The 20,748-nt window shown below is 34.8% G+C and carries 18 protein-coding genes and 1 tRNA gene; 11 read left to right on the forward strand and 8 right to left on the reverse strand.

Annotated features, from left to right (window positions below):
* The first annotated feature begins 92 nt into the window (after window positions 1-92).
* From O5633_RS04355 to O5633_RS04370, 4 genes are all read left to right on the forward strand, one after another.
* Complete coding sequence (locus O5633_RS04355; RefSeq protein WP_269610882.1) at window positions 93-1,739, forward strand: ABC1 kinase family protein; 1,647 nt, start codon at window positions 93-95, stop codon at window positions 1,737-1,739.
* A 49-nt stretch (window positions 1,740-1,788) separates the two neighbouring features.
* On the forward strand, window positions 1,789-2,247 hold the full coding sequence (locus tag O5633_RS04360) for a hypothetical protein (RefSeq protein ID WP_269610883.1): 459 nt from the start codon (window positions 1,789-1,791) through the stop codon (window positions 2,245-2,247).
* A 69-nt stretch (window positions 2,248-2,316) separates the two neighbouring features.
* The gene (locus tag O5633_RS04365; RefSeq protein WP_269610884.1) at window positions 2,317-3,030 is read left to right on the forward strand and encodes a pseudouridine synthase; all 714 of its coding nucleotides are present in this window, start codon (window positions 2,317-2,319) and stop codon (window positions 3,028-3,030) included.
* A gap of 13 nt (window positions 3,031-3,043) precedes the next feature.
* Window positions 3,044-3,577 (forward strand): helix-turn-helix domain-containing protein, encoded by a 534-nt coding sequence (locus tag O5633_RS04370; RefSeq protein WP_269610885.1) that lies wholly within the window; start codon window positions 3,044-3,046, stop codon window positions 3,575-3,577.
* A 2-nt stretch (window positions 3,578-3,579) separates the two neighbouring features.
* Here O5633_RS04370 and malQ read toward each other — a convergent pair whose 3' ends face one another.
* Both malQ and O5633_RS04380 read right to left on the reverse strand, forming a co-directional pair.
* Complete coding sequence (gene malQ, locus O5633_RS04375) at window positions 3,580-5,076, reverse strand: 4-alpha-glucanotransferase (protein ID WP_269610886.1); 1,497 nt, start codon at window positions 5,074-5,076, stop codon at window positions 3,580-3,582.
* A gap of 232 nt (window positions 5,077-5,308) precedes the next feature.
* On the reverse strand, window positions 5,309-5,542 hold the full coding sequence (locus O5633_RS04380) for a hypothetical protein (RefSeq protein ID WP_269610887.1): 234 nt from the start codon (window positions 5,540-5,542) through the stop codon (window positions 5,309-5,311).
* A 161-nt stretch (window positions 5,543-5,703) separates the two neighbouring features.
* Between O5633_RS04380 and O5633_RS04385 the strand changes: the two genes are divergently transcribed.
* Window positions 5,704-6,699, forward strand: coding sequence for a ribose-phosphate pyrophosphokinase (locus O5633_RS04385; RefSeq protein WP_269610888.1), 996 nt, complete (start codon window positions 5,704-5,706; stop codon window positions 6,697-6,699).
* Window positions 6,700-6,709: 10 nt separating this feature from the next.
* Here the strand turns inward: O5633_RS04385 and pepN are convergent, their stop codons facing one another.
* From pepN to O5633_RS04400, 3 genes are all read right to left on the reverse strand, one after another.
* Window positions 6,710-9,328 carry an aminopeptidase N gene (gene pepN / locus O5633_RS04390; protein WP_269610889.1) on the reverse strand — a complete coding sequence of 873 codons (2,619 nt, stop codon included), beginning with the start codon at window positions 9,326-9,328 and terminating at the stop codon, window positions 6,710-6,712.
* A 30-nt stretch (window positions 9,329-9,358) separates the two neighbouring features.
* Window positions 9,359-9,811 carry a Villin headpiece domain-containing protein gene (locus O5633_RS04395; RefSeq protein ID WP_269610890.1) on the reverse strand — a complete coding sequence of 151 codons (453 nt, stop codon included), beginning with the start codon at window positions 9,809-9,811 and terminating at the stop codon, window positions 9,359-9,361.
* A gap of 126 nt (window positions 9,812-9,937) precedes the next feature.
* On the reverse strand, window positions 9,938-10,495 hold the full coding sequence (locus tag O5633_RS04400) for a hypothetical protein (RefSeq protein ID WP_269610891.1): 558 nt from the start codon (window positions 10,493-10,495) through the stop codon (window positions 9,938-9,940).
* Between the two features lie 107 nt (window positions 10,496-10,602).
* Here O5633_RS04400 and O5633_RS04405 point away from each other — a divergent pair, with 107 nt between their 5' ends.
* The 6 genes from O5633_RS04405 (at window position 10,603) to O5633_RS04430 (ending at window position 17,819) form a co-directional block, all read left to right on the forward strand.
* Entirely contained in the window at window positions 10,603-11,748 is a 1,146-nt protein-coding gene (locus tag O5633_RS04405) for a histidine kinase (protein WP_269610892.1), read from the forward strand.
* 49 nt (window positions 11,749-11,797) lie between these two features.
* Window positions 11,798-11,870, forward strand: a tRNA-Glu gene (locus O5633_RS04410).
* 317 nt (window positions 11,871-12,187) lie between these two features.
* Window positions 12,188-13,402: an FAD-binding oxidoreductase gene (locus tag O5633_RS04415; protein ID WP_269610893.1), complete on the forward strand. Its 1,215-nt coding sequence runs from the start codon at window positions 12,188-12,190 to the stop codon at window positions 13,400-13,402.
* 168 nt (window positions 13,403-13,570) lie between these two features.
* A complete protein-coding gene (gene zwf / locus O5633_RS04420) occupies window positions 13,571-15,094 on the forward strand; it encodes a glucose-6-phosphate dehydrogenase (RefSeq protein WP_269611302.1) in 1,524 nt (507 codons plus the stop codon).
* Window positions 15,095-15,132: 38 nt separating this feature from the next.
* Window positions 15,133-16,449, forward strand: coding sequence for a glucose-6-phosphate dehydrogenase assembly protein OpcA (locus O5633_RS04425; protein ID WP_269610895.1), 1,317 nt, complete (start codon window positions 15,133-15,135; stop codon window positions 16,447-16,449).
* Window positions 16,450-16,463: 14 nt separating this feature from the next.
* On the forward strand, window positions 16,464-17,819 hold the full coding sequence (locus O5633_RS04430) for a cobyrinate a,c-diamide synthase (RefSeq protein ID WP_269610896.1): 1,356 nt from the start codon (window positions 16,464-16,466) through the stop codon (window positions 17,817-17,819).
* A 33-nt stretch (window positions 17,820-17,852) separates the two neighbouring features.
* Here the strand turns inward: O5633_RS04430 and O5633_RS04435 are convergent, their stop codons facing one another.
* From O5633_RS04435 to crtE, 3 genes are read right to left on the reverse strand one after another with little or no spacing between them, the layout of a single operon-like run.
* Entirely contained in the window at window positions 17,853-19,313 is a 1,461-nt protein-coding gene (locus tag O5633_RS04435) for an ATP-dependent DNA helicase (RefSeq protein ID WP_269610897.1), read from the reverse strand.
* Entirely contained in the window at window positions 19,310-19,825 is a 516-nt protein-coding gene (locus O5633_RS04440) for a divergent PAP2 family protein (RefSeq protein WP_269610898.1), read from the reverse strand. The genes O5633_RS04435 and O5633_RS04440 overlap by 4 nt, the downstream gene beginning before the upstream one ends.
* On the reverse strand, window positions 19,822-20,721 hold the full coding sequence (crtE, locus tag O5633_RS04445; protein WP_269610899.1) for a geranylgeranyl diphosphate synthase CrtE: 900 nt from the start codon (window positions 20,719-20,721) through the stop codon (window positions 19,822-19,824). Before crtE ends, O5633_RS04440 begins: the two co-directional genes overlap by 4 nt.
* Between the last annotated feature and the right edge of the window lie 27 nt (window positions 20,722-20,748).

A 20,748-nucleotide genomic window follows, 5' to 3' on the forward strand; every position in this document is an offset into this window, starting at 1 on the left:
AGGATTACCTAAAGTCAATGTAGTTAAATTAATCAGTAAGCAAATCAAAAGAACTTCTTAGGGGAGCAGCTAAAAGAACTTATGATGGAATCATGAAATACGATTTCAAAAGAGATCTAATCTGGTTAATTTCTAGGCCATGGATATTGGTCCCTAGATTTATTCAGATAGTTGGCGCAATATCACTTCTATTAGCAAGACTTATTTTTCAAGGTTCAAGTAATGACGAAAAGACTCAAAAGAAACTAGCTAAATTCCTACTAAAGACGCTCATTGGCCTGGGCCCCTGTTTTATAAAAGTAGGACAAGCCCTTTCAACCAGGCCAGATCTAATAAGAAAAGATTGGCTGGAAGAATTAACAAACCTGCAAGATAATTTACCCTCATTTTCTCATGAAAAAGCACTTGAAATTATTAAAAATGAACTTGGGAGAACAGCAAATGAACTTTTTGAAGAATTCCCATCTAAACCGATAGCCTCAGCTAGTCTTGGTCAGGTTTATAAAGCAAAGTTAACTAGTACTTATTGGGTAGCAGTAAAAGTTCAGAGACCTAATCTGATTTTCAACATTAGAAGAGATATCGTAATTATAAAAATACTTGGGGTTCTTAGTGCGCCAATACTTCCATTAAATCTTGGATTCGGATTAGGCGAAATAATAGATGAGTTTGGAAGAAGTTTGTTTGACGAAGTTGATTATAAAAAAGAAGCTAATAATGCAAAAAAATTTTCTGACCTTTTCCACAATAATAAGTCAGTAACCATACCAAAAGTAGAAAGACATTTATCATCTGTAAAGGTATTAACCACAAGCTGGATTGATGGCACAAAATTAAAAGATAGAAATGAATTAGTTCTAAATAATTTAAATCCTTCAAAGATTATTAGAACTGGTGTTATCAGTGGAATTCAGCAATTATTAGAGTTTGGATACTTTCATGCAGATCCTCATCCAGGAAACATGTTTGCTCTTGAAGGTCATAATGGTGATTTAGGAAATATAGCCTATGTAGATTTCGGAATGATGGACTCAATTTCAGAGGAAGATAGGTTAACTCTTACTGGCGCAATTGTTCACCTAATAAATAATGATTTTCATGCTGTAGCTAAAGACTTTCAAAAGCTAGGATTTTTAAATAAAGAACAAGATCTTAATCCACTAATACCAGTATTAAAGGAAGTACTTGGAAGTGCAATTGGTAAAGATGTTGCATCTTTTAATTTTAAAGAAATCACCAATAAATTCTCCGAGTTAATGTTTGATTACCCCTTCAGGGTCCCCGCAAGATTCGCTTTGATAATTAGAGCAGTAATTAGCCAAGAGGGACTGGCTCTTCGCCTAGATCCTGATTTTAAAATTATAGATTTAGCCTATCCTTATGTAGCAAAAAGATTACTTACTTCAGATACTAATGAAATGATAAATATTTTATTAGACGTTATATTTGATCAGAATGGTCACATAAGAGTTGAGCGGATAGAAAATTTATTTGATGTGCTAGTACAAGACTCAAGCACACCAGCGAAAGAGCTAATCCCAGTGGCAGGAGCAGGTCTAAAGCTCTTAACTAGCTCTAGAGGCTCATTAATAAGGAAAAACTTATTAATGAGTATTATTAAAGATGAACGTATAGATACAAAAGATATGAAGCAACTAATCAAACTAGTCCGAAAAACGTTCAATCCGCTAAGAATGGCTGCAGGTCTAACAAAACAAAATAATACACAAGTTGCGTAGATGATTTTTATAAAATATAATAGCAAGAAAATTAATAAAAATTGAAGACATGGTCAATAGCAATATTCAAAACATAATCACAATTATTGCAGTTAATTTAGATGATGCATATGTACGAGAAATAGATGAATTTATTACCGAGTATCAACAAATAAAGCCAATTGAAGATCCTATTTTTTGGCTATCTTGTGGTGCATTTATTTGTCTAATGTCTGGATTGATATTTGCCTACATAATGAAATCAAAACTAAATGGTTGGACAACAAAAAAAATATCTCCTTTACCGCTAGAGAACCCTAGAACTATTTCAAGTTGGTTTTCATTCTTCACAGGTCTAACAATTATTTTCGTAAGTGCCTTAAACATAATAAACTTTTCTATTATTAAATCTCTAGTATTTTCTTCAATAATATCAATGCTTTTTGGCATAAGCATGTGGAAAGCCATTAAAGATTTACTAACCCAAGTAGAAGCGGGAACAGTTAAAGAAATAGATGAATTTTTTTAAAAAAATATACTATATCTATTGTATTTTCAAATCAAGCTCATATAAAAATAAATATATAGTTTTGGAATAATGTCAGCTAATAGATTACAAAAAATAATATCTGACTCTGGTCTTTTTTCAAGACGTAAGGCTGACTTACTAATAAGACAAGGCAGAGTAACATTAAATGGAAGACGAGCCATTCCGGGAGAGAAAGCAGATCCAATCTTTGATCATATTTTAGTTGATGGGAGAGATTTACCTAAGAAGTTAAATCATAAAGTTTTTCTATTAAATAAACCTTATGGAGTCATATCTAGCTGCCAAGATAATCATGGAAGGAAAACAATTTTAAGTTTAATTCCATCACACTTACGTCTTGGAATGCATCCTGTGGGAAGATTAGATTTTGATAGCAGAGGAGCGATACTATTGACCAATAATGGAAACTTAACGCTAAGACTTACACATCCAAAGTACTCCCACACAAAAACATATCTAGTTTGTGTAAATGGTCAGCCAAGTCAATCTATATTAGATAATTGGAGAAAAGGAATTTTACTTGATGGCAAAATGACAATGCCAGCGAAAATAGAAATTTTAGATAAAGTTAATCGCATGACTCTTCTCAAAGTGATTCTAAAAGAAGGGCGCAATCGCCAAATTCGCAGAATAGCAGCACTTATAGGACATCCAGTTCAAGATTTGCAAAGGATATCGATCTCAAATATAAACTTAAATGGACTACAAGAGGGGGAATGGCGAGAGCTAAAGACAAAGGAATGGATTTCAATTATTAATTAAAATATTTCATTTTATGGCTTTAAATTTTCTCTTTAAAAAATCCTCATCAAGCTTATCAGATGAGCCTGATAAATCTAGTTCTGATAATGACTTTTCTGAAGCAATTAATTTATTTAAGACTCAAAGAAAGAGAGTTGGGATTTCATTCGATCAATTATCTAAGGAGACAAAAATCTCAAAGAATGTACTAATTGCTATTGAAAATGGATGGAAAAAGTATATACCAGAAAAAACCTATTTAATTTCAATGATCAAGCTTCTTGAGATTAAGCTCAATTTAAATAGAGGAAGTTTAAATGGTTTGTTAGAAGGAAACGGTAAAGTTACTAATATATCTAGTTTTAAATTTAATTTTATAAATATAGACTTTCTTAACAGCTGGATTGGAAGCTTATTGTATATTATTTTTATGCTTTCATCGATATTAGCTCTGAATAGTCAACAAAGATATCTTATCAAAATCAATAGCATCTCGACTGAACCTATAATTACAGAAAAGAATAATATAAAAAATAGAAATATAATTAATACCAAACAAAGTCAGTGACTTTATCTTTTATTTGCTTTAGCTAAATCACCATATTTTTTTAAAGCCTCTTGAATATTCAAATCATTTCTTGATAATCTCCATGACCAATTATTTTCTATTGTGCCAGGTTTATTTAATCGAGAACTATTATCAAGATTTAATAAATCCTGCATAGGCGCTACAAATAATTTGGCTTTAGTTTTCATGCCAATTCGAATCAATTCCCAAGAAGTGAAATTTTCAAAATCAAGAATCCTTTCTCTGATTTGTTCTTTTCTGTCTTGTTCCATTTCTCTCCACCAGCCTTGAGATGTTGAATTATCGTGGGTTCCTGTATAAACAATCCAATTTTCATCTTTGATATTCTCTGGCAAATAGGGATTATCTAAATTTCCATCAAAAGCAAATTGGAGTATTTTCATCCCTGCTAATTCATAATAATCTCGTAACTTTTCAACTTTTTCTGTTATTAGACCTAAGTCTTCAGCAACTAAAGGAAGCAAGCCACTGCAATCTTTTTTAATTAAACCTAGTATCTCTTTACCAGGAGAAGGCAACCAAAAGCCATTCTCAGCTGTTTTATCTTTACCAGGAATTGCCCAAAAAGCTTCAAGAGCACGAAAATGATCAAGACGTAAGAAATCTACTTGTTCTAGATGTCTTGAAATTCTTTTTCTCCACCATTTATATTTACTAGCTTTGTGCCTGCTCCAACGATACACAGGGTTCCCCCAAAGCTGACCGGTCTCAGAGAAATAATCAGGCGGTACACCACTTTGAAGAAATGTATCTGAATTAGTTAAAATAGAAAATAATGACCGATTACTCCATACATCAGCACTATCTTTTGATACATAAAAAGGGAGATCCCCAAATAAAAAAATTCCCAGGTTTTTTGCAAGTTTTCTGATTGATTTCCATTGCCTGTCCAAATGCCATTGGAGAAGATTATGGCCTAACAATTCTCTTTGGTTATTTTTTTTCCAATTTGCTAATTCACTCTTATCCCGAACTGCATATTTATCTGGCCATTTCCACCATGGAAGATCATTGTTTTGAATTTTTAGTTCCATAAATATGGAATGATCATCTAACCAAAATTGCCTCGAGCACCATATTTCAAATTCTTCTTGAATAGTTCTATTCTGCTTATCCCAATAATCAACCAAAGAAACACGTAAGGAATTAACTTTTGAATTAGCTAATTTAAAATCAACTCTATTATCAAAATAATCATTTTCGGAAGAAAACTTATCCAGATTATTAGCTAAGAAGCCCTCTCTCACAAGATCATTTTGATCAAGGAACCATGGGTTAAAAGCAAAACTTGATGGAGAACTATAAGGAGACCCAAATAAATCTGTTGGAGCAAGAGGTAAAAATTGCCAAACTCCTATTCCAGATGCGGCAAGTTCATTCAGCCATAATCGAGCAGGGTTACCAAAACTACCGCAGATAGGACTATCAGGTAATGAGGTTGGATGTAGAAGGATTCCTGAATTTCTTTCCAATTTCACTTTTTGTTATCTCTAAAAAATACGAAAGAAATACTAATAATTCTATTTTTTTTAATAAATTCAAAATGGATTCCATTGTGAAATGGGAAATCTTTTTCTTAAAATCAAAAAAATAAATTTAGTAATTAGATATTAACAAATCTATTAATAAGAGAAACATTTATATTAGAAAAACTAAATTTTTTTCTTGAATTAAAACAACAACCTGAATATATTTGTTTCCAACATAGCATTATTTATTTGAATAGCTTAATACGATTTCAAAACAAGCCATCCATGAGAGGTGATATTGATCTTGGGATTTTAGTTTTTTTATTCCAAACAAACTCTTAGTTGTAAAGCCCCAAGTAGCAAAATCAAGCTCTCTTAAATGTCTCTTTTCAGTAAAATCAAAGTTAAAAATCTTCAAACCTTTACCTGAAGTCAAATTATTAATGTTTTCAAAAGAAAATTCTTCAGAAGACATTTCTTTTACTCAACCACCCCAAAAAGTAGTCAAGGCAATCGGTTTCCGTTTAAAAAAAGAGTATGAAATCCAATAAGAAAAAATTTTTAAACGCTTTTAGATGATGATGTATCAACATAAAGGTAGATTAGTAAATATTATTTATTGCTGGCGGTGGAACCGTGACCAGTTTTATCACTGCAGCGCATCCTGAGCCTACTAGTCTCAAGCATGACACTAATAGACTCAGATTAATTAGTGGGACATCCAATACAGCACTAGCCAAAGAAATTGCGAATTATATGGGGATAACTAATGTCCCTCTAGTTTCAAAAAGATTTGCGGATGGAGAACTCTATGTTCAAATCCAGCAATCAATCAGAGGGTGTGATGTTTTTCTCATACAACCAACCTGTGCTCCTGTTAATGACAGCTTAATGGAGCTTATGATCATGGTGGATGCTTGCAAAAGAGCATCAGCCAGACAAATTACAGCTGTAATTCCTTACTTTGGTTACGCAAGAGCAGACAGAAAGACAGCAGGTAGAGAGTCAATAACTGCGAAATTAACCGCAAATATTCTTGTCAAATCAGGAGTAGATAGAGTTCTAGCTATGGATTTACATTCTGCACAAATCCAAGGTTATTTTGATATCCCCTGCGATCATATATATGGTTCACCCGTTTTAGTTGATTATTTATCAACCATGAAACTTGATGAAATCGTAGTCGTCTCTCCTGATGTAGGTGGTGTAGCACGAGCAAGAGCTTTTGCTAAACAAATGAAGGACTCGCCTCTAGCCATTATTGACAAACGTCGCTCAGGGCATAATGTTGCCGAGAGTCTCACAGTTATTGGTGAGGTCTCTGGCAAAACTGCAATATTGATTGATGACATGATTGACACCGGAGGCACTATATGCGCAGGAGCTGAATTGCTAAGGAAAGAGGGTGCACAAAAAGTTATTGCATGTGCATCTCATGCTGTTTTCTCCCCACCTGCATACGAAAGACTTTCAAAAGAAGGTCTTTTTGAACAAGTTATTGTGACCAATAGTATTCCAGTTCCTAATAATTTAGACTTCTCACAATTGAAGGTCTTATCAGTTGCAAATATGCTTGGAGAAGCTATTTGGAGAATTCATGAAGAAAGTTCTGTTAGCTCAATGTTCAGATGATTTTCTAAATTCACTTCAAAATCAGTTCAACCACCTCTCTTGTATTTGAAGATATATTTGATTTATTTATTTTTAATATTGATGTATACATTCCTTCCTTATTTTTATCTACGTAAGTTTTCCATTTACTAAAAATTTTTACCATTCTTGAAGCCGTTATTGGATTAATTTTATCTACCTCTATTAATTTATCAGCCATAAATAAATAGCCTTGTCCATCAAGTGAATGAAATAACTCAATATTTTTAGTAAATCCTCCTAAAACAGCTCGTATTGCATTTGGAGCCTTCCAATCAAATTTAGGATGTGAAAGTAATTGTTCAATAACATCTATTCCTTTCTTATTAGGCCTTGAGGCTTCATAAGCGAACCATGAATCTAAGACTACTGGATTTTCTTTCCATAGTTCATAAAACAAATTAGAAGCTTCTTCCGTCTCAGAGATATCAAGTGGCTTTAATGCTGCTAGAGCTGCCCTTGCTATGGTCATTGAGGAATGACTAATTGAATCAACACAATTCTTGTAAACATTTATATCACCTGCAAGAGCTAAATATGACCAAATAGTTCCTAATAGTTTTCTTTCTCCTTTACCCATTGGCCATTCATGATTAATATTAACTATTAAATTTTTACACAGTATTATTAGCTCTTGAAAAATTTTATTACCAATAAAAACTTGGAACTTCAATGACTCTCTATAAATATTAATTGGATCCACTTTTTCGAATAAAGATTCTAGTTCTGCGAAACCAGGTGATGTCAAAAGGGTTGCCAAGAAAGAAGGATCGTTAATTTCTAATGATTTTATGGATTTTTTAATAGCATAAATAAACTTATCTTCCAATAAATAATTGGCTTTATTGCAAAGTCTTGTTTTAATGATTTCACGCATCAAAAGCTGACCAGAGTCCCACCTTGAAAAATAGTCATTATCATTTAAGAAAAGGAAAAGATAGTCATCTATAGATAAATCAGTTTCCCAAATAACAGGTGAAGAGAAACGTCTGAAAATTGACAAAACTGGTTCTTCTCTCTCACCTTTTGGAGTATTGATTACTAGATTCTTTTTCTTTTTATCTAAAACAAATAAATTATCTTCAGTTATGGGTTTAGCGCCTTTCTCTCTTCTATAACAAGAATAAAGAATTGGAATTACCATTTCAATATTTTTATTAGTTTCTCCTTCTATTTTCTGCTCAAAAGAAACAGTCAAAATTGAATTTTTTGAATCCCATAATTGATTTACATGAACTTTTGGCGTACCTGATTTATAATACCAATTTAGAAATTTTCTGACATCAAAAGGAGAATCTTTTTGATCTGAATAAGCCCCTTTAATTAATGAATTAATGAAATCCTCAGTTGTAGCAGCTTTGCCGTCAAAAATTTTAATATAAAGATTAATACCTCTAAAAAACTTTTCTTTGCCAAGCAATAGCTCAAGCATTCTTATCAACTCAGCACCTTTTTCATATATTGTTGTTGTATAAAAATTATCAATAGCTACATATTCTTTAGGCTTTACCGCATGCGCGGTAGGGCCCTTGTCTTCGGCAAATTGAAAATTCCTTAGGAATGAAACATCTTCTATTCTTTTAAGTCCTGCACTATGAAGATCTGAAGTAAAAGATTGATCTCTAAACACTGTCAGTCCTTCTTTTAATGAAAGCTGAAACCAATCTCGACATGTAATTCTATTCCCAGTCCAATTATGAAAATATTCGTGTGCTATCACACTTTCTATTCTCTCTAATTCGTCGTCTGTTGCAGTCTTTTTATCTGCCAATACTAACTTGGAATTAAAAATATTTAGTCCCTTATTTTCCATCGCTCCCATATTGAAATGCCTTACGGCAACAATTTTATATTCATTCAAATCATATTCAAGACCATAAGTATCCTCGTCCCACTTCATTGCTTTTTTCAGAGAATTTATAGCATGTTGTGTATATTTTTCATCTCCAGATTCAACATATATTTTAATATCAATTAATCTTCCTGTATTTGTAAGATATTGATCGGACACCAAATTTAATTTACCAGCAACTAAAGCAAATAAATAGCAAGGTTTAGGGTAGGGATCTTCCCATATGATTTCATGTCTGTGATTATTATTTTTTAAATTAGATGAATACTTATTATTTCCATTTGACAATAATACAGGGTACAAAGTCCTGTCTGCCTCTATTCTTACTGTATATTTACTTAAGACATCTGGTCTATCAGGATGATAACAAATACTTCTAAATCCTTGAGCCTCACATTGTGTAGTTAGCATTCCAGAGCTTAGATATAATCCTTCTAGTGATGTATTTCTAAAAGGATCTATTTGAGAGATAATCTTTAATTCAAATTCTGACAATGGAGGAGTATCTACAATCAATTCTTTACCTGAAATCGAATATTCTTCTAATTTCAATTCATCTCCATTAATTGCTATTGATAATAATTTAATTTTATCACCCTGAAGAATAAGTTTTGAAGATTCTCTACACTTTGGCTTAATTATCATTGAAGATTGAACAACAACATGATCAGTGAAAATATCAAAATCTAAATATATGCTTGGTATTATGTAAGGGTATTCAACATAGTCAGATAATTTGATAGATTTCTGTGTTGACATATTAAACAATTATTTAGTTGAAAATTAAACTTATTTCTTTTGGTTTAATTGTTCAACAGTTTTTAAGAATTTTTTCTTATCTTCTTCTGGAACCATATCAGGACAATTTTTTATAGCACCATCAAGAAGCTGTAAAATCGCTCCATTATAAATATTTTTATCTGGTATTTTTTCTTTTCCTAATTCTTTAATAAGTCCCCCATGTCTACTTGAAATAAGCAATGCATAATTTTTAGCAGCCAAGGAAATAGCCTTGGGGAATTCAACTTCAATCTGTCTTGCCATACAGAGATAGCTAATTCCTATTTGTTTGTATAAAAAAATATCTTCTTCACTTGCAGGAATAAAATCAACTTCATTTTTATCAGAACTGATTTTAGTCGGATTAGATTCTGACTTTATGGAGGAACTACAACTTGATAAAAGTATAGAAGCGATAAAAAAAGACATAGCCAAGATTGTTTTTCTTGGAGATTTTTTCATTTTTCTCAAGTGATTTTAGTTCGTAAAAAACATCTGATGCAGTAAAAAATTTATCAAAAATTCTTCACTTGCAAATTAAATACATAATATACATTGAGGTTCATGAAAATAGATTTTATAAACTCATCAGTTGGGATTCTTAACCCTTATTTCATGATGGTTTTCAACTATTTTCAACTTATCATTAAACCAACTATAAATAGTTCTGGATCTAAATTTATCTTGGTCTATTAAGCGAGTATGTTCTAATACATGCCAATTATCGTAATTAGACTCAAAAATCAATTCATGTTCATCAACTTGCCTAATATTGGATATACCTGAAGAATTAGATAAATAAGAACAATTACGTATTAGTTGATGGCCTTGTAAACGAGCAGTTATTTCACCTTTACTTTTATAAGTTGGTCTTTTAATAAAAAAATCTTTTTCATCCTCGCACCACCACTTAAATCGATAGTTTTCAAATTCAGTATCGTCCTGAATCAGCTTGCTTACATTGATATACATTTCCAAATTAATAGCCTTTTCATCATCAAAAAAATATTGTCTCCTTGAATGCCATAAGCCAATATTTCGACCAAACCAACGCCTTAAACTGCTATCGAAATCAATCCTAAGTCTATCAATACCTACTGAAGTATTTCTAGTTCTTCCAATGCCAGGTGAATGAGATATTGACATTTACTGGAACTTAGAGATTAAAAAAGTATTCACTTAATTATTAGCTAATACCTAAAATGAGTCTCATTACCTTAAGGTATGCGTAATTATTTAGATTGCTCGACACTGTGGATAGTGCCGAAGCTAACGACAGACGGCAGTTAAAACTGTTGCTTGTGGCATCCGGCCATCATCTCTCAAGGGGAGATATTCGTTCGTTAATTGAATTTTTGGAAAGAGAAGATTTTGGGTTTAATGTCACTCTAGAATTTTCAGATCCTTCTAAAAATCCAGAATTACTTGAGCTTTATAGATTAGTAGCGCTTCCTGCACTAATAAAATTGGAACCTTCACCGAAACAAATATTTGCTGGGAGTTCGATTTTTGAACAAGTTAAAACTTGGGTTCCAAGATGGCAACATGAAGGACTAATTAATGGATTAGGAATAAGTCTTAGAGCCAAAACACTTGAATCCGATCAAACACAAAAAGAACTTCTTTTAGAGGATGATCTTCTAGTTCTTCGACAAGAGAATGAAACTCTCACAAAAAAAATACATTCTCAAGAGAGTCTCTTAAGAATGGTTGCTCATGAATTGAGAACTCCATTAACGGCAGCAGGTTTAGCTCTTCAAAGCCAAAAACTCGGACAAATCAGTATGAGTAAATTTCAAGAAGTACTAAAGAGAAGGCTAGAAGAAATTGAATTACTTTCAAAGGACTTATTAGAAGTTGGGAGTACTCGCTGGGAAACTTTGTTTAATCCTCAAAAAGTTGATCTTGCTAACATCTCTGCCGAGGCAATTCTTGAGCTTGAAAAGCTATGGCTTAATCGAAAAATAAAAATAAATACAGATATTCCTTCTGATTTACCTTCTGTTTTTGCAGATCAAAGAAGAATGATGCAGGTTTTGTTAAACCTCATAGAAAATGCTTTGAAGTTTTCTGAGGACAAAGGTGAAATTTTTATAACAATGCTTCACAGAACAAATCAATGGGTTGAAGTAATTGTTCGAGATAATGGGCCTGGTATTCCACAAGAAGAGCAACAAAGAATATTTGTTGATCGAGTGAGGCTTCCACAAACTTCTCAAGAGACAATCGGCTTTGGCATTGGTCTTTCAGTTTGCAGAAGAATTGTTGAAGTGCATGGTGGCAAGATCTGGGTAGTTTCTAAACCGACTGAAGGTGCATGTTTCTACTTCACCGTTCCTGTATGGCGTGGCCAAAATAAGGATCAAGAAGCCTTGACGAGTGGCAAGTCGGGCCCGTAACTTTCAATTGTGATATTAATTGCTTATTGAGTGATTTATCACTTCATCTGGCCCCATCGTCTAGAGGCCTAGGACACCTCCCTTTCACGGAGGCGACAGGGGTTCGAATCCCCTTGGGGCTATAAATAAAATTTCTTTAAAACTTCAATATTTGGCAAGACATTAATTGCTGGTTATTTTATTAGACTAAATTCACCCCGCCAAAGCCTATTTATCAATTATTTCCAATGGAACATTGAAAAAATAAATCTAGAAATTAATGCACGGAAAATCAAAAACAAAACGCACAATCGCTAAAAACCCCTTAAAAAAGGAGGATCTAAGAATGAAAACGATCTTGTGACGGTATAAAAAGGTGAACTAATTAATTAGTAATATCAAGATAAAACAGCTAAAAGTTACCTCTTCTTGGTAATCTCACGTTCTAATTTAAGTTTTTATGGCTTACTCAGAGACAAAGGTAGTACTTGGTGGTCTTGCACATATTCCTATCATAATTGGTTTTTTCTACCTAATACGCAGGCAATATTCATTTGGTGCAATGTTGCGCACCGGTAATAACGCTTTAAGCGAAAAAGTATCATCTGCTCCTTCTAAACCTGCCGCTCCTGCTAAACCTGCCGCTCCTGCTAAACCTGCCGCTCCTGCTAAACCTGCCGCTCCTGCTAAACCTGCCGCTCCTGCTAAACCTGCCGCTCCTGCTAAACCTGCCGCTCCTGCTAAACCTGCTGCTACTGCTAAACCTGCTGCTGCGAAGAAACCTCATTCAGAGGTACCAGTTAATACATATAAACCAAAAGCTCCTTTCACAGGGACAGTAACTGAAAATTATTCAGCACTTAAAGAAGGAGCTATCGGAAAAGTTCAACACATAACTTTTGATCTATCTGGAGGGGACCCTGAATTTAAATATGTAGAAGGTCAAAGTTGCGGAATACTTGCTGCAGGCGAAGACGCAAAAGGTAAGCCTCATAGACCAAGACTTTATTCAATTGCTAGCACAAGATATGGTGATAACTTTGCAGGGAATACTCTCTCATTATGTGTTCGCCAACTTCAGTACGAAAAAGATGGTGAAACGATAAATGGTGTTTGCTCAACTTATTTGTGTAACCTATCCCCTGGAGACAAAGTAAAAATTAGTGGACCAGTAGGCAAAGAAATGCTTCTTCCAGAGGAAGAAGATTCAAACATAATTATGCTTGCTACAGGTACCGGGATAGCTCCAATGAGAGCGTATTTAAGAAGAATGTTTGAGCCTACGGAAATTGAAAAACATAATTGGAAGTTCAAAGGAAAAGCATGGTTATTCATGGGTGCACCAAAGACAGCTAACTTGCTTTACAATGATGATTTTGAACACTACAAATCAAAATTCCCCGAAAATCTTAGATACACAAAGGCAATCAGCCGAGAGCAACAGAATACAAAAGGAGGAAGGATGTATATACAAGACAGGGTCCTTGAACATGCCGATGAAATATTCAACATGATTGAGAATCCTAAAACTCATATTTACTTATGTGGATTAAAAGGAATGGAGCCAGGTATAGATGAGGCAATGACAACTGCAGCTGCTGCAAAAGGTTTAGATTGGGCTGAGCTTAGACCTAAACTCAGAAAGGCAGGCAGATGGCATGCTGAGACTTACTAGATAAATAAAAAGTCTGGAAAGCGATAATTATTAATTACTTTAGAAATATTTTTTCTATATTTAATCAATCAATATCAATTTTGTTTTTGGACATCCGACCAAAATATGGCGGAATGATTAGAAGCAATTTAGATAATAATTCTAATCTAATTGGCAAAGAGTTTATCAATGAGCATGCCAGTAACAAACCCATTGAGAGTAGGTCTTCGCCAAGAGCGAGTAGTTCCTCCACAATGTCTGGTTATTTTTGGTGCCTCTGGGGATCTGACACACAGGAAACTTGTTCCTGCATTATTTGAGCTCTTTAAGCAACGAAGATTACCAAGTGAATTTGCAGTTTTAGGATGTGCAAGAAGGCCATGGACTGATGAAATATTTAAAGAAAAAATGGAAGAAGCTCTTTCTTCTCAAATAAAAGAAAGTCCAAAAGAATGGGAACTATTTTCTCAAAATCTTTTTTATGAACCTGTAGACCTTCAACAACCAGAACACCTCGTAAGGCTTGGGGAAAGACTTGAAATAATTGACAAGTTAAGAGCGACTCATGGACATAGAACTTTTTATCTTTCAGTATCTCCCAAATTCTATGGAAGTGGATGTAGGGCTCTAGCTGCAGCAGGATTATTGAAAGATCCCAAACGTAGCAGGGTTGTAATTGAAAAACCTTTTGGAAGAGACTTTAATAGCGCTCAGTCACTCAATTCTCTTGTTCAGGGTTGTGCTCAAGAAAGCCAAATCTTCCGAATAGATCATTATTTAGGCAAAGAAACCGTTCAAAATATTCTTGTTCTCAGATTTGCAAATACGATTTTTGAACCTATATGGAATAGAAATTATATCTCGAGTGTTCAAATTACTAGTTCCGAAACAGTTGGAGTTGAAGATCGAGCTGGATATTACGAATCTTCAGGAGCTCTAAGAGATATGGTTCAAAACCATCTAACTCAAATGCTTGCTCTAACAGCAATGGAACCACCTGGACATTTTGATCCAGAAGCCATAAGGAATGAAAAAGCCAAAGTTCTTCAGGCAGTCAAGCTTGCCAATGAAGAAAAGCCTTGGGAATGTTGCGTTAGGGGACAGTACTCAAAAGGAGGTAGCGATGAAGATCCACTCCTTGGATATAGAGAAGAACCAGGTGTTAATCCGAATAGCACGACCGAAACATATGTAGCCATGAAGCTTTTCATAGATAATTGGAGATGGCAGGGAGTCCCTTTTTATGTGAGGACAGGGAAACGATTAGCTAAAAGGCTTAGTGAGGTTGTTCTTACATTTAGAGAAGCTCCTGTTCACCTTTTTGATGCAGCAGGGGGATGCCCAACATCAAACCAATTAATTCTTAGAATTCAACCTAATGAGGGAGCAGAATTTAGTTTCGAGGTTAAATCACCAGGCTCTGGCATGAGAAGTAGACCTGTAAATATGGAGTTTTCTTATGACGAATCCTTTGGAGAGCCATCAGATGAAGGTTATGTAAGACTTCTAGCTGATGCAATGCTTGGTGATCCAACATTGTTCACTCGAAGCGATGAAGTAGAGGCTGCTTGGCGTTTATATACTCCTTTACTAGAGAAGATTGAGGATTCTCCCTGGGAATTACCTGTTTATCAATATGAATCAAGAACATGGGGGCCTACTGAATCTGACTTACTTATTGGCAAAGATCAACTTCTATGGAGAAGACCCTAGAGAAATTAAATCTAAATCTTTTATTCGAACCAAATTAAATGTCTCCTCAATTAACCCTTCAAACACCTCTTCAGCTCCCTCCATCTGAAATCCCTACTTATCTACAACAACTCTGGTCTCATGATGAGCGAGGAGACAAAGGAGCCAACACTTTTTGTTTAATTGTCTGGCAACCTGCTTGGATAGAACAAAAATTAGTAAAAACTGGAAGAATATCTGGTCCAGTAGTTGGGAGTCAAAGGAATGATCTCCTAGAAGCTGCAAGAGAAATTATTTTAAGAGGAGATCTTCCTAACAGCACATCGCCACTAGATTTTAGAGTTCAATCTTCAATCCCATCTGAACCATCTCAAGAATTAATTAAAAATATTGAAGACCTTAGAGGGCAACACATTGACACCTCGATAAGTAATTTACAACCTCGAAGATTAATAACTATTGCACCAACAATTGAAGAAGAAAATAATTTAGAAGCATTAGTAGCAGCATATTGTCCTCTTCCTGAAGAAGGCGGAGGAAAAACAGCTTGTGGCGACGTAATTGTTTTAAGAGGTAATAAAACTGCAATTAATGATGGGCTTGAAATTGTAGAGACTCTCGTACCTAATGAACTTCCCTCTTGGTTGTGGTGGAATGGAAGAATTGATGAGGCCCCTGAATTCCTTAATGCTCTAGCTCTGCCAAATCGAAGATTAATTATTGATACTTCACTAGGTGAACCAACAGTCTGCTTAGATTTATTACTTCAGAGAATTCGATCTGGACAAGCTGTTAACGACCTCAATTGGCTTCGCCTTAGAGGTTGGAGAGAGACTTTAGCGATGGTATTTGATCCACTTCAAAGAAGAAACGCTCTTGATAATTTACAAAAAATTGATATTGATATTGAGGGTTCTCAAACAGTTCAAGGGCTTTTACTCGCTGCATGGATTGCCGATCGCCTCAACTGGAAACTTGCAAATTGCATCTTCTCAAAAAAAGATCAGCTGAAAGTGAATTTTCTTCGTCCTGACAAAATTCTTGTTGAAGTTGGTATTACTTCTCTACCAATTGGTAAGCCAAGCATAAATCCTGGTCAAATAGTTGGTTTAAGATTAATTGCAAAAGCCAAGAACAAACAGAAAAACGATATTTGTGTAATTCTCGCTTCAGAATCTGGAGAATGTATGAGATTAGAAGCAGGTGGTATGGCAAGAATGGAACTTATTGAACAAGTCGTTCCTATCCAAAAAAACTCTTTAGAAAATGACGTTGCTCGTTTACTTTCCAGCAGTAGAGGAAATACAAGTCCTTTACTTGCGAGTGCGGCACCAATAGCAAAAGAAATGCTTGACTTAGTTAGTCAAGCCAAATAAATACATTCATTGAGATGGCATGCGTAATCTCTGCTATATCAAGTAACAGTGGTAAAACTCTTTTAAGTATTCTTTTAATTTCCTGGTTAAAAAGTATAAATAAAACAGTTCAGACTTTTAAAGTTGGGCCTGATTATTTAGACCCTCAACAACTCACTGCAATTTCAAAAAAAGCTTGTCGCAATCTTGATTTAATCCTCTCAGGTGAAAGTTGGGTTAAAGAAAATTTTAATCATTTCGGAGGATTAACTGATTATTCGTTTATTGAAGGGGTAATGGGATTATTTGATGGAATTGGCAGTAGTTCAAAAGGCAGTACAGCTGAATTAGCTAAGGTTTTAAGTCTGCCAGTAGTACTTATTGTTGATGCTAGAGGGAAGGCTGCGTCTCTAGCAGCCTTAATAAAAGGTTTTAGAGAACACGATAGTGAATTAAAAATTGCAGGCGTTGTTCTCAATAATGTTCAAACTAGTAGACATGAAAAAATATTATTGGAGGTTCTTGATCAAATCAATATAAAGTCATTAGGTTCTATTCCATCTTGCGAAGACTTATATCTTCCAGCAAGGCATTTAGGCTTAGCGCCAGCGCATGAAATTCTAGACTTAGAAATAAAAGTTAAAAAGTGGGCATCAATAGCCAAAGATCATCTAGACATTGAAAGTTTTAGAAAGCTTTTATCACCTCCAGAATATAACAACAAAAGAGTTAACATCTTGCCAAAGAAAGAATCAAGAATTATTCATCCAATTGCTATCGCTGAAGATGATGCTTTCCATTTTAGGTATCAAGAAACAAAAGAATTGTTAGAAGAAAACGGCATGCCAACTATTACTTGGAAACCTCTTGAAGACGAACAGATTCCAAAAGAAGCTAGAGGATTAATCATACCTGGTGGTTTTCCTGAACTACATGCAAACCAATTGAGTAATTCAACTAAAAGCCTTAACTCAATAAAAATGTTTTCAAAAAAGTTTCCTATATATGCAGAATGTGGTGGAATGATGCTTTTAGGTAAAAGTATATATGATTTTGAAGGGAAAGAACATTCAATGGCTGGGATATTACCGTTTAAGTCAAAAAAAGGTAATTTAAAAATTGGTTATAGAGAAGCAAAAAGTAAAAATAAAAGCCCTATTACCACTCCTGGCAATAAACTAATAGGACATGAATTTCATCGCTGGGAAATAATTTATGAAAGCTATAATTCGAAAATAAATCCACTATGGGATATCAAAGGATGGAATATGGAGATTAAAAATGAAGGTTTCTGTAGTCATTTAATTCATGCAAGTTGGATACATCTACACTGGGCAAGTTCACCTCTTATACTAGAAAATTGGAAAAGAAGTATTATGAATTATGCTTAAAAAAAATCTTTTTTCAAACTGACATTTTCCAAATCATTCAATTAATAACTTCTCTAAAAGAGCTTGATTAGTATTGCTTGTTTTATCACCAACAATCCATACTCCTTTGCTCGCTCTGCTTACAGCAACGTATACAAGCCTTCGCCTGAATTCCAGATCTTTAGGCCAAAAGACATCAGAAGTAATGAAAACTTCTCCAAAAGTACTTCCTTGACTCCTGTGAATTGTAAGAACAGAAGCAGGACCTAAAGATGCAAATGAATCTCTTATAAAAAAGAAAAGTTTCCAAATCGAAGCACTATTTTTTTTTCCTCTCTCTCTTGCCAGATTGCTCAATTCATTCAAAGAAAAGTCCAAGTCACCACGAGATTTAGAACCTATTCGAGGCATTAACCTCAAAGAAAATTCTTTTTGATCACAGTTAACTTTAGCTATCTGAGTTTCAATAACAGGTAAAGGGGTTTCAAAATCTTGATAGATTCCTAAAGAGGCCAAATCAAAACTATTTGGAATCAAATCTTCTACCACCATCTCTCTATTGGAACTAATCAAGATATCTGGTTCTTCTCCAAGCTCATCCTCATTTAATGACGCATTTACCATTACAGCTTTACGGCTTATTAAAACCTCCCCAGGTAAAACCTGATATTGATCTGCCATCTCACCATGAATAGCTCTTCTTGCATGAGGAACTAAATTATCAACAATTCGATTCGTGTAGCACAAAATCCTTGCTCTATCGTGATCATCCTTTAAAGAAGATAGCCTCAACGCTGATTGGGCTCTTTCAAGCCAACTTGTTCTATCTAATATTCCGACATTACCTTTCTTAGAATTAATAACTGGCACTATTGGTGGCTGGTTACAAGGGATTTGCCCGTCTCTAATTATTTTTGCCAATTTCAGAACAGGTCCTTGATGACGAACAACTTCTCTAAGTTCAGTATTTACAGCTCTTTTCATTATAAAAACTGAGCTAGAACTCTCTCCCACTGGTGGAAGTTGAGCAGGATCACCTACGAAAACCAAACGCGTCGAGTTGCATCTTGCGCATTCAAGAGTGATCTCCAATAATTTGGAATCAATCATTGATGCTTCATCAATTAAAACAAGTCCTAAGTTTTCCAAAGAGTTCTCGGTTTGATCTGTTTTTTCACATATTTCTACATCTGCTTTTCTTTTTAACTTAAGTCGAAGCAAACGGTGAATGGTAGAAGGGAACCATGTGGGTTGAATAGATTCATTTTTCAAACCCTCCCTTAGTACGCCTACAGCTTTATGAGTGGGTGCAACTACGGTCCAACACAAACCTAACGCATCGACCTTTTTTAATAATTTCATAGATAAATATGTTTTTCCGCTACCTGCAAAGCCTTTCATTACAAAGGGTTTAAAGGAATATGGTGTCTCTAGCCATTCACAGAATAATTCAAGAGCTTTTTCTTGATCTTTAGTTAAAACAACACAATCTTCTTTTGTTTTTACTTCTTTCACAAAGAAACTAATCCAATCATTTGCAAAATATGCAAAGGGGAACCAATGAAAAAAATACCTGGCAAAGCCACAATTGGGCCAAGAAGACTTCCTACCAATACCTCGATTTTTGTATGCCCCAAAGATTCTTTTAAAGTAGTTTCTGAAGACAATTCGTTGGAATTATCTTTTGAAATTTGATTGACTTTTGCTGCTGTTAAGCCAGCCGATCTTCTTATTCCCGAAGCGTCGTACATCACAATAAAAGCAATTGTTGAAGCCAAAGCAAATACTGGATCATTAAAACCAAGCTCAAGTCCAACTCCTGCAGCGGTTCCTGTTACCAAAGCCGAATGACTTGAAGGCATACCACCTGTTTCGATAAGTACTGACGGTCTCCACTTTTGCTTAAAGATTAATTCAAATAATAATTTAGAAAATTGAGCAAGTCCACATGCTGCTAGGCCCCAAGCCAATACAGCATTATCAAGAATAAAAATAAATTGAAATTCGAAATCTGGATTAAGATTCATCTATCTCTACTTGTGATGTAATCAGCCAATGCAAGAAGAGGTTTTGATTTTTCTGGCCAAGGATTAAGAGCATTTTTTGCTTTAGCGACTAAAAGATCTGCTCTCCTTCTTGATTCATCAAGACCAAGCAATTTGGGATAAGTAGTCTTATCAGCAATTAAATCCTTTCCTGCTGTTTTGCCCAATACTTCACTACTTGCTGTTACATCAAGAATGTCATCAATTATTTGAAATGCCAAGCCAATCCCTCTTGCATAGACACTTAGTGCTTCCAGAAGCTTCTCATCAGCTCCGCCAATCAATGCTCCGCAAGTTACACATGCCTTGAGCAAAGCACCTGTTTTGTGAAGGTGAATGTACTCCAGAGTTTCTAAATCAACTTCTTTCCCTTCACAATCGAGATCAACTACTTGTCCTCCAACTAGTCCAGGAGCCCCAGCAACCAAAGAAAGCTCACCAACTATTTTCAATAGTCTCTCTGACGGTATTCCCTCTGTTCGAATTGACACCATCTCAAAAGCTCTAGTCAATAGAGCATCTCCAGCAAGTATGGCTACCGCATCTCCGTAGACTTTGTGATTCGTTGGACGCCCTCGACGAAGATCGTCATTATCCATTGAAGGTAGATCATCATGGATAAGAGACATTGTATGAATCATTTCCAGAGCAACTGCTGTAGGCAAAGCTTTTTCAACTTCGCCTCCAGCAAGTTCGCAGGCAGCAAGACAAAGTATTGGTCTTAATCTCTTTCCCCCCGCCAAAAGGGAATAGCGCATAGATTCTCTTAATTTTTCTGGCTTTTCAGGGCCCAGAGATGCATCCAGTGCATCTTCAACGCGAGTTCTAGATTTCTCTAGATACTCAGCGAAGTCAAAAGAAGCGATTGCTTCCTGCATGCAAAAAATCGATTCCTACCAATTCTC

The organism is Prochlorococcus marinus str. MIT 1013, assembly GCF_027359395.1.
Lineage (GTDB): Bacteria > Cyanobacteriota > Cyanobacteriia > PCC-6307 > Cyanobiaceae > Prochlorococcus_B > Prochlorococcus_B marinus_E.